The following is a 13,077-nucleotide window of genomic DNA, read 5'->3' as shown; positions in this document are numbered from 1 at the left end:
GGTCCAGGTGAGTGCTTCCCGGCGTAGTGGGACCACCGATGAGCTGGGACCCGGCGAGCCCGAACGGGATGGATCCGATCTGCTTGCCGCGCTGCTGGACGGGATGGACGCGGCCCTGTGCGCTTTCGACGCGGACGGGGTCGTCACGCACTGGAACCGTGAGGCGGAGCGGATCCTGGGCTGGACGGCCGCGGAGGCGGTGGGGCGGAAGGGGTTCGCGGGCTGGGCCGTGCGTACCGCCGATGCCGAGGAGGTCGAGGGGCGGCTGCTGTCGGCCATGCACGCTCCGGGGCGGCAGGTGCATGAGTTCGCGTTGGTGACGAAGGACGGCGGGCGGGTCCTGGTACGGACCCAGTCGGCCGCCGTGCGCGGGCCGGACGGCAAACCCGCGGGGGTGTACTGCGCGTTCAGCGAGGTGCACACGCAGATCGATCTGGAGCGGTCCATCGCGCTGAGCGAGGCGTTGTTCGAGGATGCCTCCTGGGGGGTCGTGCTGGTCGACGCCGATCTCAGGCCCGCTGTGGTGAACGCGCATGCGGCGCGGGCGTTGGGGATCGGGCGTACGTCTGTACTGGGGCGGCCGATCGGGGAGTTGCTCTCGCAGGGCGTGGAGGAGCTGGAGGGCGCGCTCACGCATGTACTGGCCGAGGGTGCGCCACCGGCGCCCGCCGAGATGTGGGTGGGTGTGCGTACCGCGGAGGGCGAGCGGCGGAGGTGCTGGCGGAGCTGGTTCCTGAGGCTGGCGTCGCCGCTGGCGGAGGAGCCGGTGCCGCTCGGGGTGAGCTGGATGTTCCAGGACGTCACCGAGGCCAAGCAGGGTGAGCAGGAGGCGGCGCTGCTGCGCTTCCGCACCAATCAGCTGCATCGGGCGGCGCGGGCGGCGGCCGAGTGCGAGGACCCGGCGGAGGCGGCCACCGTCCATCTGGACTTCGCGCTGGCCGGGTTCGCCGACCATGCTCTGATCGATCGGGTCGCGGGTGCTCCGGCCGCGGAGGCGGAGGCGCCCGCGCGGGTGCGGCTGGTGCGGCTCGCGGCCACGCCGTCCGGGGTGCCGGGGCCCAGTCTGCTGACGGGGGCGGCCGGGTTGCCCGTGCGGTACGAGGAAGGGCATCCCGCCTTGCAGTGTGTGGAGCGGGCGGGGACCGTGCGGGCGGATGCCGGTGATGTGTCGGCCGAGCGGAGCCGGGAGTGGGCGTTGGCCCGGCAGTGGCCCGCGGACAGTGTGCATTCGCTGTGCGCGGTGCTGCGTAGTCGGGGGCGGACGCTGGGTGTGGTGACGTTCCTGCGGGGGCGTGGCCGGAGTCGTTTCGAGCGGTCGGACGCGACGTACGCGGAGGATGTGGCGGTGCGGATCGCGGCGGCGCTGGATCTGGCCGGGGTGACCGGGGCGACGGGGGCGGCCGGGGAGAAGTGAGCGCCGCCCGCCGCGATCACTTTCGGCGCTGGTACGCGATCACTTTCAGCGCCGGTAGAAGATCCGGTCGCCGTACTGCTCCATGACCCGGCTGTTCCATTCGAGGCCGCCGTCGACGTTGCCGGAGCGCAGCAGTGGGGGTTCGATGCCCCGGTCGGCGAGGGTGGCGGCTGCCGTGGCCATGACCGCCTGGAGGAGGGCGGCGGTGACGACGGTGGAGGCGGGGGCGAAGGGCGCGGGAACGGTGTCGAGGGTGAGCTCGGCGTCGCCGACGGAGATCTTGGAGTCGAGGACGATGTCGCAGTGGTCCTTCAGGAAGGTTCCTGAGGTGTGCCGGGACTCGGTCCCGGTGGCGTAGGCGACCGAGGTCACGCCGATGACGTTGACGCCGAGGGCTCGGGCGTTGACCGCCATCTCGACGGGCAGGGCGTTGCGGCCGGAGAGCGAGATGATCACGAGGGTGTCGCCGGCGCGGAGGGGCGAGGTGTCCAGGACGGCGGTGGCGAGGCCGTCGACGCGTTCCAGGGCGGAGCCGAGGGTGGCGGGGGTGACGTCGACGCCTACGACCCCGGGGACCGCGAGCAGGTTCATCAGGGCGAGGCCGCCGGCGCGGTAGACGACGTCCTGTGCGGCGAGCGAGGAGTGGCCGGCGCCGAAGGCGAACAGTCGGCCGCCCGCCTCGACGGTGTCGGCGAGGAGCTTTCCGGCGGCGGTGATGGCCTGCGGTTCCTCCTCCTTGACCCGGCGCAGCAGGCCGATGGCGGCGTCGAAGAACTGGTCGGCCGGCGTGCCGTCGGTCATGCGTTGCCCCTTCGCAGCGTCTGTGTCGCGGATCACCGTGCGGTCTGGACCAGTGTGCTGTCAATACGGCGTGGTGGCCTTGAGTACGCGTACTCGTCAGGGTGTGGGTTTCGGCGGCGCGGCACGGTTGTCAGTGGTATGCGTCAGAATTGAGTCCAGGGCCAGCGCACGCGCCGGTGAGCCGTGAGCTTCCGGCAGAAGCAATCGAGGGGCACGTATGTCCGGACTGATCGACACCACGGAGATGTATCTCCGCACCATCCTCGAGCTCGAGGAGGAAGGCGTGGTCCCGATGCGCGCCCGGATCGCCGAGCGGCTCGACCAGAGTGGGCCGACGGTGAGCCAGACGGTGGCGCGGATGGAGCGCGACGGTTTGGTGTCGGTGGCCAGCGACCGGCATCTGGAGCTGACCGACGAGGGGCGCCGGCTGGCCACGCGCGTGATGCGCAAGCACCGGCTCGCGGAGTGTCTGCTGGTCGATGTGATCGGCCTGGAGTGGGAGCAGGTGCACGCGGAGGCGTGTCGCTGGGAGCACGTGATGAGCGAGGCCGTGGAGCGTCGCGTGCTGGAGCTGCTGCGTCACCCGACCGAGTCGCCGTACGGCAACCCGATCCCGGGCCTGGAGGAGCTGGGCGAGAAGGACCATGCCGATCCCTTCCTGGACGAGGGCATGGTGTCGCTGGCCGATCTGGATCCGGGTTCGGACGGCAAGACGGTCGTGGTGCGCCGGATCGGCGAGCCCATCCAGACGGACGCGCAGCTGATGTACACGCTGCGCCGGGCGGGTGTGCAGCCGGGTTCGGTGGTGAGCGTCACGCAGGCGGCGGGCGGTGTGCTGGTCGGCAGCGGCGGTGAGGCGGCCGAGCTGGAGGCGGATGTGGCGTCCCATGTGTTCGTGGCGAAGCGCTGATCTGTGCTGATGTGCGGTGATGTGTGCCGGCCTGCGGTGATCTTTCGCGGGGCGCTGGTACGTCGGTAAGCGCTGGTCCGCCGGGAGGCGGCCGGCCGTCCCGGAGTGCTGATCGGCCGGGCGGTAAGCGCTGATCCGTCCGGAAGCGGCGGGTCCGGTGGGTGGTGTCGAGGCCGTCTGCGCCGAATCGCAGCGCGCGGACCGTTCGCGTGCCAGGCTGTGCCGCGAGGCATATGACCTGAGGGGGCGGGGAGCATGCGTCCGCAGACAAGGGGATGGCCCCGGCGCCGTCTGGCGCCGGGGCCTGTCCTCCCCTGTGCTGACCCGGAGCCCCGAGCTCTCAGGGTCATTCCCCGCGGACCGGTTTCCCCGAGCGGTCCGCCCCCCGCTGAGAAGATCCCCTGCGCGGCGGCGATCATTCCTTGAGGGGTGTCACTCGATTGAGGGGTGTTGACCGCAGAGACGGAATTTTCGAATAGCTATTCGATAGTGTGCGGGTGTCCGAGCGGAGCTAGGGGGGCCAGACCCATGGCACGGCGCATCGATGTGACGGGAGTGGGCGGTGTACGGCTCGCCGCCTGGGAGTTCGCGGACCCTCCCAAGGGCGACCCGGCCCCCGCGGATTCCGACCGGACGCAGCCCGGCGTGCTGTTACTGCACGGCCTGATGGGCCGCGCCTCGCACTGGGCGTCCACCGCCCGCTGGCTCTCCGAGCGGCATCGCGCCGTCGCGCTGGACCAGCGCGGCCACGGCCAGAGCGACAAGCCCCCTCGGGCCGCCTACACCCGCGACGCGTACACCGAGGACGCCGAGGCCGCCGTCGAGCAGCTCGGTCTCGCGCCCGCCGTCCTCATCGGCCACGCCATGGGCGCGCTGACCGCCTGGCAGCTCGCCGCCAAGCGCCCCGATCTGGTGCGCGGCCTGATCATCTGCGACATGCGGGCCTCCGCGCTCGGCGCGGCCTCGCAGCGCGAGTGGGCCGACTGGTTCAGGTCCTGGCCCGTCCCCTTCGCCACGCTCGCCGACGTACGCAAGTGGTTCGGCGAGGACGATCCCTGGGTGGAGCGGCCGAACCCGTCCCGGGGGGCGTTCTACGCGGAGGTCATGCACGAGACGCCGGACGGCTGGCGGCCGGTCTTCGAGCCCGAGCAGATGCTCAAGTCCCGCGAGACCTGGGTGTACGACGCCCACTGGGAGGAGCTCGCGCAGGTCCAGTGCCCCGCGCTGGTGGTGCGCGGGCTCGACGGGGAGCTGGGGCGCGCGGAGGCACAGGAGATGGTCCGGGTGCTGCCGCGCGGGAAGTACGCGGAGGTCGCGGACGCCGGTCACCTTGTCCACCATGACCGGCCGGAGGCCTGGCGGGGGGCGATCGAGCCGTTTCTCGATGGGGTGCTCGGGGTCTGAGTGCGCCTTCTCGTCTGCCGGATTCTGCTGATTCGGCGGGTGCGGGTTTGTGGGGAGCCGTCAGCCCTTGCTCACCGCCGTCAAGATCTCCGGCAGCCTCGCCGCGGTGCGTGGGGCCGCCAGGTGTAGGCCTGACCAGGTGATTGCCGTGCCGTAGGCCGCGCCCAGCGGGAGCAGGAGCCAGGTCCACGCGTCGCCGTCGGCGGTGAGGTTCAGCCAGATCGTCATCGCGATGACGGGTGCGCACAGCAGGGCCGCGCCGACCATGCCGCCGAAGATGGAGATCCAGGCGAGGCCCGCCTGCCCGGGTGCCACGTTCTTGTAGCCCTCCTGCGGGATGGAGTACGGGAAGCGGGCCGACGTCCACGCGCCGGTCGCCAGCATCGCCCCGAGCAGCGCGAAGGACAGGCCGAGCACCTCGGGCAGCCGGGACCAGTCGCCCAGGATCGCGGTGGTCAGCACGGTCACGAGCGTGGCGTACGGCAGGGTGATCACCAGCAGTGCCAGTGCCCGCCCGCGCAGCTCCACGTACGCGTCCCTGGGCTCGGAGATCGTGAGCGCGACCAGCCAGAACGCGGAGGTGTCCTGACCGAACTGGTTGTACATCTGGATGCCGAGCATTCCGGCGGCGAAGCAGGCGAAGTAGATCGATCCGGTGCCCTGAGCGGCGTTGAGAACGGGCACGATCAGCCCGATGGCCAGCGAGGTCACCCAGGCGGCCTTGGTCTTGGGGTCGCGCCAGACATAGCGCAGGCTGCGCCGCATGACGGTGCCGGTGCGTCCGCCGGGCAGCAGGCGGGCCGGCCCACTCGCCGGCCGCTGCGGACGGGTCCGGGTGTCGGCGGCCTGGAGGGTGGAGCCGTCGGGCGAGACCATCAGCCGGGTCAGAGTGCGGGCCCACACCGCGAGCAGCAGCGCCAATGCAGCGGCGCTCAGCAGCAGTTGGGCGACCGCCGTGCCGTACGAGCCCTCGCTCGCCGACCGTACCGCGCCCACCGCCGACGCGGGCGGCAGCCAGCGCAGTACGTCGGCCACCGGCGTGAGCCGCCCGAGCCCGGCCGAACCCAGGTGCTGGGCACCGAAGTTGACCAGTTGGGTGCCGATCGCGATGACCAGACCGCTGAGCACGGCCAGGTCGCGGCCCTTGCGGCTGGTCAGCAGGCGGACGTTGGCGGCGGCGACGGCCCGTGCGAGTGCCACGCACACCAGGAGCGCGAGACAGACGGCGACGACGGTGACGCCGTACGCCACCGCCCCGTCCGCGACGGACAGCGCGCAGCCCGTCAGCACGAGCAGGGTGAACAGTGGCCCGATGCCGACGAGCGAGGCCGCCAGCAGGGCCCGCACCAGCGGGCGCGGTCTGAGCGGGAGCAGGACCAGGCGGGTCGGGTCGAGGGTTTCGTCGCCGCTGGGGAAGAACAGCGGCATCACCGCCCAGCCCAGGCCCAGTACGGCGGTGCCCAGGACGGCGACGGCGTCGGTGTGCGGGTGGCCGCGCAGGGCGAGCAGGCCGAGCAGTTGCAGCGCTCCGAACAGGAGGGCGACGACGGCGGATGCGACGAAGGCGGCCCGTCGGCCGCCGGACTGGCGCAGCCCGCCGCGCAGCAGGGACAGTTTCAGCCGTACGACGGTGGAGGTGACGCCGGTCATCGGATTCCGCCGCCCAGCCAGTCCAGGCCGGACCCGGCGTCCCGTCCTCGGGCGCCCACCAGTTCGAGGAACGCCTGTTGCAGGGTGGGGTGTCCGCCGCGTACCTCGGCCAGTGTGCCGTGTGCCCGGATGCGGCCCGCGGCCATGACGGCGACCCAGTCGCACAGCGACTCGACGAGCTCCATGACGTGGGAGGAGAAGACGACGGTGGCGCCGGAGGCGGTGTAGCGCTCCAGGACGCCCCGGATGGTCTGCGCGGACACCGGGTCGACGCCCTCGAACGGCTCGTCGAGGAAGAGGACTTCCGGGTTGTGCAGGAGCGCGGCGGCGAGCCCGATCTTCTTGCGCATGCCGGTGGAGTAGTCGACGACGAGTTTGTGCCGGGCCCCCGCCAGGTCGAGTACGTCGAGCAGCTGGTCCGCCCGCCGGTCCACCTCGGCCCCGGGCAGTCCCCGCAACCGGCCCGCGTACCCGAGCAGTTCCCAGCCGGACAGCCGCTCGAACAGGCGCAGCCCCTCGGGCAGCACCCCGATCCGTGCCTTCACGGCCACCGGGTCCCGCCACACGTCGTGCCCGACGACCTCGACGGACCCCTCGTCGGGTCTCAGCAGCCCGGTCACCATGGAGAGGGTGGTGGTCTTCCCCGCCCCGTTGGGTCCGACCAGCCCGATGAACTGCCCCGCGGGCAGCTCCAGGTCGATCCCGCCCACGGCGACCTGCTGCCCGAACCGCTTCCACAGCCCCCGCAAACGGACGGCGACCGCACCTGCCTCTGCATCATCGGCCATGCCCGAACACTACGGGGGAGCGGGATCAGCGGTCGCGGCCGCAGGCGTAGGCGAGGGGTGAGATCAACTCCTCCGCGTCGGGCAGCCACCGGTTGGCGTGGGTGGGCCGGCACGCCCACTGGACGGCGCCCCGGGAGCCGAAGCGGGTCGGGGGCGCGGCGACGTAGCCCCCTTCGCCGAGCGCGACCAGGTCCAGCGACCCCGGGGTCCAGCCGAGCTTGCGCACCAGATCCGGCACCTTCACGGAGGCCCCCGGGAGGACGAAGAAGTGCATCCGCCGGTCGGGGGCGAGGGTCACCGGCCCGAGGGTCAGCTCCATCCGCTCCATCCGGGCGAGGGCGAGGAAGCCGGCGGTCTCCGGGACGGACAGCGTGTCAAACGTCCGCCCGGTCGGCAGCAGGATCGACGCCGTCGGCTGCTTCTGCCACATCCGGCGCGCGACGGTCACGCTCCCGGTCGCCTGCGTTGCCCAGTCCGGCCGCGCGGGATGCGCCCCGGGCGCAGGGCAGGCGGCGTCCCCGCAGGAGCAGCGCTGAAGCCCGTCGACGGCTTCCAGCCAGGTGCCCGAGAACACTTCCCAGTGGCGTTCCTCGGCATAGCGAACGGCGGTCTCCAGCAGCGATTCCCCGCGCTGCTTGGGAATCTGACCGGCAGTCGGACTGGCTTGGGTACCCGCGATCGTTTCTTCCACGCCTCACTCAACTCCCGCACCCACCTGTGGTTACGGGGGTAGCGCGCGCGGGGGAGGAGCATCGATTCCCCGGCTGGGGCGCATGGGTGCATGTGTGGGGGCGCGCGGGAGGAAGCGGGGCTTGCGCTGGGTAGCCAGGGGTGGGGCGGGGACTCTTACCCCGGCAATCCTCGCATGCCTCGCATTTTCGGTATGTCCGCTGGGCATTGATCTTCCAGGCCGGATCTTTTCGCTTCGCCAGGGGGTATCCATGGCCGCCAGGCCACTCGTCGCGCGGCAGCCGAACGAACGGTTGCAGGCGCTCATCCAGGAAGCCGGGTGCTCGAACGCCGGGCTCGCCCGCCGGGTCAACATGTGCGGCGCCGAGCACGGGCTCGACCTGCGGTACGACAAGACGTCCGTGGCCCGCTGGCTGCGCGGACAGCAGCCGCGCGGGCGCGCGCCGGGGATCATCGCGGAGGCTCTCGGACGCAAACTCGGCCGTGCGGTCACGGTCGACGAGATCGGCATGGCCAACGGCAAGAACCTCGCCTCCGGCGTGGGTCTCCAGTTCTCGCCGACGGTACTGGGGGCCATCGAGCAGGTCTGCGAGCTGTGGCGCAGTGACGTGGGCCGCCGGGACTTCCTCTCCGGCTCCTCGGTCGCCGCGTCCGCGCTGGTCGAGCCCAGCCGGGACTGGCTGATCTCGGCGCCGGACGCGCAGGTGGCGCGCTCGGCGGGGCCGCGCGTGGGGCAGTCCGACGTGGCGGCCGTCAGCGCGATGACCCAGGCGCTGACCGACCTGGACCACCGGTTCGGCAGCGGGCATGTGCGCCCGGTGGTCGTGCACTACCTCAACAGCGTCGTCTCCGGGCTGCTCGCCGGCTCCTACCGGGAGGCCGTCGGCCGCGACCTGTTCGCCGCGGTGGCCCGGCTGACCGAGCTCGCCGGGTACATGGCCGTGGACACCGGGCAGCCGGGGCTGGCCCAGCGCTACTACATCCAGTCCCTGCGGCTGGCGCAGGCGGCGGGCGACCGCGGCTACGGCGGCTACGTCCTCGCGGCCTCCATGAGCCACCTCGCCGCACAGCTCGGCAACCCGCGGGAGATCGCGCAGTTGGCGAGGGCGGCGCAGGAGGGGGCGCGGGGTCGCGTGACCCCGCGCGCGGAGGCCATGTTCTTTGCTGCGGAGGCGCGCGGGCACGCCCTGCTGGGCGACGCGCGCGCCGCCCAGCTGGCGTCCGGACGGGCGGTGGCGGCCATGGAGCAGGCCGACGCCGACTCCGGGGACGACCCGGCGTGGATCGCGCACTTCGACGAGGCCTACCTCGCCGACGAGCTGGCGCACTGCCACCGCGACCTGGGACAGGCCGAGGCGGCGGCCCGGTGCGCCGAGCAGTCCCTCGCCGGGCACCCCGAGACTCGGGCGCGACGGCGGGCGATCGGCTATGTGCTGCTCGCCACGGCCCAGGTGCAGCAGCGCGAGATCGAGCAGGCGTGCAGCACCGGCATGAAGGCGGTCGAGCTCCTGGAGACGCTCCGCTCCAACCGCGGTGCGGAGTACCTGGAGGACTTCCAGCAGCGTCTGGAGCCGTACCGGGAGGAGGCGGTGGTACGGGAGTTCGGCGCGCGGCTGGAGTTGCAGCAGGCCGCGTGAACGCATGCCCCGCGGGCGCGTGAACGCACGGCGAACAGGCCGGTCGCGTGGGGGAGGTCACATCAACAGCGCACCGCGGGGCGGTTTTGTTACAGCCGTCACAGGGCAGCAGGTCAGGCCCTGAGCTGCGTGGCACCAGGCTCAGGGGACCCGGTAGCGTGACCCGACGTTCCGAAGGTCCCCCAATCGTAGGAGTCCCGGTGACGCAGAGTGGACAGGGCGAGGAGCCCTCGGCGCGACCCGCGCACGAAGGCATCGTGCTGCCCTCCGACGGTGGCGAACCCCTGCTGCCGGGCATGACGGGCGGACCCGCCCCCCACCCGGCCGCCCCGGCGGCCCAGTCCCCGGCCGGCCCGTCCGGCGGTCAGGCCTGGGGCCAGCCATGGGGCCCCGGCCCCGAGCAGCAGCAGCCCCCGCAGCAGCCCCAGCAGCCCCAGCAGCCCCAGCAGGGCCAGCAGGGCCAGCACTGGCCCCAGGTGCCCGCCCAGGAGTGGCCGACGCCGGAGCAGCCCGCAGCGTGGGCCGACCAGGCCGCGAACACCCCGGGCCCGCTTCCCCCGGAGGGCGCCCCGGCGCCGGCCTACGGGCAGCAGACGCCGAACCACCAGGGGTACGGCGAGGCCTACGGCTCCGGCGCCCCCGCCCCCCAGCCGTCGTACGGCCCCGGCGGCCCCGGCGTGCACAGCGCCCCGCTGCCCCCCGCCGACGAGGGCGCCACCCAGTACCTCCCCCCGGTCGCCGCCGGACCCGCGCCCGCGCCGGTCGACGAGGGCGCCACCCAGTACCTGCCCCCGGTCGCCGCCGGACCCGCGCCCGCGCCGGTCGACGAGGGCGCGACCCAGTACATACCGCCCGTGGTCCCGGGCGTGCTGCCGCCCGAGCAGGGCGCCGAGGAGACGCGGTACCTGGGCCGGGCCGCCCGCCCGCAGCCCGCCGCGCCGGGTCCGGACGCCGAGGCCACGCAGTACATCCCGCCGTACACCGGCGCACCCGGCGGGGACCGGCAGCCGCCCGCGGAGTTCGACAACCTCTTCCGCGCCGGTGCGGGCGGCGACGGCCCGGCCGGGGCCACGCAGCAGATGCCGCGCTTCCAGGAGCCGCAGGGCGGCTACGCCGGGCAGCCGCAGCCCGCCTACGCCCCGCAGGGCCCGGGCGGCGGGCGGCGCGGGAGCGAGCCCGGGGCCGCCGGTGGCGGCCGGGGAGGCCGTACCGGATCGCGGGTGCCGCTGATCGCGGCCATCGGTGTCGGCATCGCCGTGCTCGGCATCGGCGCCGGTGCCCTGCTCGGCGGCGGTGGCGGGGGTGACGACAAGGACGGCAACAAGACCGTCGCCGCGTCAGCGCCCGCCACCGAGGGGTCCGCGTCCGCCGGCGCCGACCCGGCCCGGCAGCAGGCCGTCGCCCTGGACAAGCTGCTCGCCGACAGCGGCAACAGCCGCACCTCGGTGATCAACGCGGTGGCCGATGTGCGGGCCTGCGACAACCTGGGCAACGCCGCCTCCGACCTGCGCGACGCCGCCCAGCAGCGCAACGCCCTCGTCACCCGGCTGTCGAAGCTGTCCGTCGACAAGCTGCCGGGCAACGCCGACCTGACGAGCGCGCTCACCAAGGCGTGGCAGGCCTCGGCGTCGGCCGACAACCACTACGCGGCGTGGGCCGACCAGGTCTCGGGCCGCAAGGGCTGCAAGAAGGGCCAGGCCCGCGGCACCGCCCAGACCCAGGCCGGCAACCGCGACAGCACCACCGCCAGCGCGCAGAAGGTCAAGGCCGCCGGACTGTGGAACGCGATCGCGAAGACGTACGGCCTCACCCAGCGCCAGCCGACCCAGCTGTGAGCCGAGGGGCGGGCGTCAGCCGATGTCCGCCTTCTCCAGCGTCCGGGTCACGTCGATGGTCCCGCTCTTGCCCGCCGGGACCAGCCGGCCTCCCTGGACCACCTGGAGGGTCACGTCGGCGTTGACCAGCCGGGTCAGACCGACGGCGGCGAGCTGGCCGGACCGGGGCCACTCCAGGGTGGGCGTGAGGCCGCCCGTGCCGACCTTGATGCCGTTGTCGAGGGTGCGCCGCACGGTGTCGGCGGTGACGGCGCCGGTGCCGAGCCGCTCCAGGACGGCCTTCAGGACGGTGTAGGCGATCCAGGTGGTCTGCACTCCGGCGTCCGCGGGGTCGATGCGGTTGTCGCCGAAGGCCTCCTCGCTGATCACCTTCTTCATCCGGTCCCAGCGCTGGTCGGAGGCCACCGGGTACCAGCCTGTGATGTACGCCCCCTCGTACGGCCCGGACGCGCCGCCCGTGGCGTTGATCGTCGTCTGGTCGACGCTGCCCATGACGGTCGCGGTGCGTACCGTCGGGTAGTTCTCGCGGGTGCGCCGGAAGGAGTCCATGAAGGTGTCGTTGCGGTCCCCGAGCGCGGGCACCACGCAGCCCTTCTTCGCCGGGTCGGCGGTGGCCGCCTTCAGTGCCCGGCCCGACGTGGTGTCGTACTCGGTGGCGCCCTCGGCCGCGAGCAGGTCGTTCGCCTCCGCGTGGCCGCCGGTCGTCAGGCCCGCGTCGAGGACGGCCGGCAGTTCGTCGCCGGCGATGCTGTCGGGCCGGACCAGGGCGACGGGGCCGCAGTTCCCGGCGAGCGCCTTGCCGAGACCGGCCAGCAGCGCGGGCTGGCCGCCGTTGACGGGATAGGAGTAGGAGCGGGTGAACTCCTCGTTCGTCACCCCGTAGCCGCCGATGTACGGGATGCCGGCGCCTTCCAGCGGGGCGAAGTAGGAGTCACCGTGCTGGCTGTAGGAGCCGACGACCGCCACCACGCCCTCGTCGGCCGCGCGCCGGGCGCACCGCGCGGCGCCCACCGTGTCGTTGTGGTCGTTGCAGGTCAGGACCTTCAGCTTGCGGCCGCCGATGCCGCCGCGGGCGTTGATCCAGCGGGCGTAGGCGGCGGCCATGGCGGGCATGCCCGGTTTGTTGGTGGCGTCGGTGCCGTCCGGGGCCCAGGTCATGACCTTGATCGGGTCGTCCCCGGAGCCCCCCGTGACACCGGGGACGACCCCGCATCCGGCGGTGAGCGACGCACAGGCGGCCAGCGCGCCGGCGGACAGCGCGGTGGCTCTGAGGGGCCGGTGGAGTAAGCGGAGGAAGGTACTGCGGATGCGTCGCCTGCCGGTCATGTACCCGCACGATTCCCTCACACCGCTAACCTGGGAGTGACCCCCGGTCAACGGTCGGTGACGCGCAGGTGAATTACGGGGGCTGGTGAGACCACTGGGACGGGGAACGTACGATCGATGACCGTGCAAGGTTCGGAGAACTCTTCCCGTCGCGGCCGTCGCTCATCCACCATGGGCGGCATGCCCCTGAACGACATGCCGTGGTGGCGCTGGCGCAGCAACGTGCGCTCGGCGCTGCACATGCTCTCCGATCCGGTGTTCCAGCGGGATGTCTGGCTGGCGGGTGTCGACGGGTACGGCGACGTCACCGACGCCGTGTACCGACTGGTCGAGGACACCTGGCTGGACAACTGGTCGGCCGAGAAGTACGTCGGGACGATCTTCCGGGACTCGCAGGAGGCGGCGCTGGTCGACACGGCCGTGCTGCGGGTGCTGCGGATCATGCACCAGGTGGGGCCGGACGCGCCGGTGGCCGCCTACGTCGACCACCACGCGTGGCCGGAGGCGGTGCGGGCGGCGCGGGACGCGCATGTCCGGATGGCGGCGAGCGACGGGGAGGACCCGGACGCGCCGCCGCGCACCCTCGAGGTGCTGCGGATCATGACGAGGACCGCGTAACCGG

11 protein-coding genes and 1 pseudogene are annotated in these 13,077 nt (G+C 72.9%); 6 read left to right on the top strand and 6 right to left on the bottom strand.

Going from position 1 to position 13,077, the window contains the following annotated elements:
• Window positions 1–7: 7 nt before the first annotated feature.
• Window positions 8–1,414 (top strand): PAS domain-containing protein, encoded by a 1,407-nt coding sequence (locus ACWGJM_RS01375; protein WP_453409601.1) that lies wholly within the window; start codon window positions 8–10, stop codon window positions 1,412–1,414.
• On the opposite strand, the pseudogene ACWGJM_RS01370 reads toward ACWGJM_RS01375, so the two are convergent.
• Window positions 1,375–1,491, bottom strand: a pseudogene (locus ACWGJM_RS01370) (hypothetical protein); the annotation flags it as partial. The gene ACWGJM_RS01375 and the pseudogene ACWGJM_RS01370 sit on opposite strands and share 40 nt — an antisense overlap.
• Complete coding sequence (locus ACWGJM_RS01365; protein WP_453409600.1) at window positions 1,460–2,215, bottom strand: SIS domain-containing protein; 756 nt, start codon at window positions 2,213–2,215, stop codon at window positions 1,460–1,462. The pseudogene ACWGJM_RS01370 and the gene ACWGJM_RS01365, both read right to left, overlap by 32 nt.
• Window positions 2,216–2,432: 217 nt before the next feature.
• On the opposite strand from ACWGJM_RS01365, the gene ACWGJM_RS01360 reads away from it, so the two are divergent.
• Window positions 2,433–3,125 (top strand): metal-dependent transcriptional regulator, encoded by a 693-nt coding sequence (locus ACWGJM_RS01360; RefSeq protein WP_453409599.1) that lies wholly within the window; start codon window positions 2,433–2,435, stop codon window positions 3,123–3,125.
• A 528-nt stretch (window positions 3,126–3,653) separates the two neighbouring features.
• Window positions 3,654–4,529 (top strand): alpha/beta fold hydrolase, encoded by an 876-nt coding sequence (locus tag ACWGJM_RS01355; RefSeq protein ID WP_453409598.1) that lies wholly within the window; start codon window positions 3,654–3,656, stop codon window positions 4,527–4,529.
• A 60-nt stretch (window positions 4,530–4,589) separates the two neighbouring features.
• Here ACWGJM_RS01355 and ACWGJM_RS01350 read toward each other — a convergent pair whose 3' ends face one another.
• Genes ACWGJM_RS01350 through ACWGJM_RS01340 form a run of 3 tightly spaced genes read right to left on the bottom strand, consistent with a single transcriptional unit; the run spans window position 4,590 to window position 7,658 of the window.
• Complete coding sequence (locus ACWGJM_RS01350; RefSeq protein WP_453409597.1) at window positions 4,590–6,179, bottom strand: transporter; 1,590 nt, start codon at window positions 6,177–6,179, stop codon at window positions 4,590–4,592.
• Window positions 6,176–6,967 carry an ABC transporter ATP-binding protein gene (locus tag ACWGJM_RS01345; protein WP_453409596.1) on the bottom strand — a complete coding sequence of 264 codons (792 nt, stop codon included), beginning with the start codon at window positions 6,965–6,967 and terminating at the stop codon, window positions 6,176–6,178. Before ACWGJM_RS01345 ends, ACWGJM_RS01350 begins: the two co-directional genes overlap by 4 nt.
• Window positions 6,968–6,992: 25 nt before the next feature.
• Entirely contained in the window at window positions 6,993–7,658 is a 666-nt protein-coding gene (locus tag ACWGJM_RS01340; RefSeq protein ID WP_453409595.1) for a bifunctional DNA primase/polymerase, read from the bottom strand.
• A gap of 250 nt (window positions 7,659–7,908) precedes the next feature.
• Between ACWGJM_RS01340 and ACWGJM_RS01335 the strand changes: the two genes are divergently transcribed.
• On the top strand, window positions 7,909–9,294 hold the full coding sequence (locus ACWGJM_RS01335) for a transcriptional regulator (RefSeq protein WP_453409594.1): 1,386 nt from the start codon (window positions 7,909–7,911) through the stop codon (window positions 9,292–9,294).
• 200 nt (window positions 9,295–9,494) lie between these two features.
• Window positions 9,495–11,129 carry a hypothetical protein gene (locus tag ACWGJM_RS01330; protein WP_453409593.1) on the top strand — a complete coding sequence of 545 codons (1,635 nt, stop codon included), beginning with the start codon at window positions 9,495–9,497 and terminating at the stop codon, window positions 11,127–11,129.
• A 15-nt stretch (window positions 11,130–11,144) separates the two neighbouring features.
• Here the strand turns inward: ACWGJM_RS01330 and ACWGJM_RS01325 are convergent, their stop codons facing one another.
• Window positions 11,145–12,455 carry an ABC transporter substrate-binding protein gene (locus ACWGJM_RS01325; protein ID WP_453409592.1) on the bottom strand — a complete coding sequence of 437 codons (1,311 nt, stop codon included), beginning with the start codon at window positions 12,453–12,455 and terminating at the stop codon, window positions 11,145–11,147.
• 117 nt (window positions 12,456–12,572) lie between these two features.
• Here ACWGJM_RS01325 and ACWGJM_RS01320 point away from each other — a divergent pair, with 117 nt between their 5' ends.
• Window positions 12,573–13,073, top strand: coding sequence for an SCO4402 family protein (locus ACWGJM_RS01320; RefSeq protein ID WP_132852696.1), 501 nt, complete (start codon window positions 12,573–12,575; stop codon window positions 13,071–13,073).
• The last annotated feature ends 4 nt before the right edge of the window (window positions 13,074–13,077 follow it).

The organism is Streptomyces sp. NPDC054834, from assembly GCF_053611185.1.
Note: the sequence above shows the minus strand (reverse complement) of the source record. Positions and strands in the feature narration are given on the sequence as shown.

Bases quoted from the DNA above. Each gene is read 5' to 3' on its own strand.
- ACWGJM_RS01325 (WP_453409592.1), bottom strand. From the start codon at position 12,455: ATGACCGGCAGGCGACGCATCCGCAGTACCTTCCTCCGCTTACTCCAC.
- ACWGJM_RS01320 (WP_132852696.1), top strand. From the start codon at position 12,573: ATGACCGTGCAAGGTTCGGAGAACTCTTCCCGTCGCGGCCGTCGCTCA.
- ACWGJM_RS01335 (WP_453409594.1), top strand. From the start codon at position 7,909: ATGGCCGCCAGGCCACTCGTCGCGCGGCAGCCGAACGAACGGTTGCAG.
- ACWGJM_RS01350 (WP_453409597.1), bottom strand. From the start codon at position 6,179: ATGACCGGCGTCACCTCCACCGTCGTACGGCTGAAACTGTCCCTGCTG.
- ACWGJM_RS01345 (WP_453409596.1), bottom strand. From the start codon at position 6,967: ATGGCCGATGATGCAGAGGCAGGTGCGGTCGCCGTCCGTTTGCGGGGG.
- ACWGJM_RS01355 (WP_453409598.1), top strand. From the start codon at position 3,654: ATGGCACGGCGCATCGATGTGACGGGAGTGGGCGGTGTACGGCTCGCC.
- ACWGJM_RS01360 (WP_453409599.1), top strand. From the start codon at position 2,433: ATGTCCGGACTGATCGACACCACGGAGATGTATCTCCGCACCATCCTC.
- ACWGJM_RS01365 (WP_453409600.1), bottom strand. From the start codon at position 2,215: ATGACCGACGGCACGCCGGCCGACCAGTTCTTCGACGCCGCCATCGGC.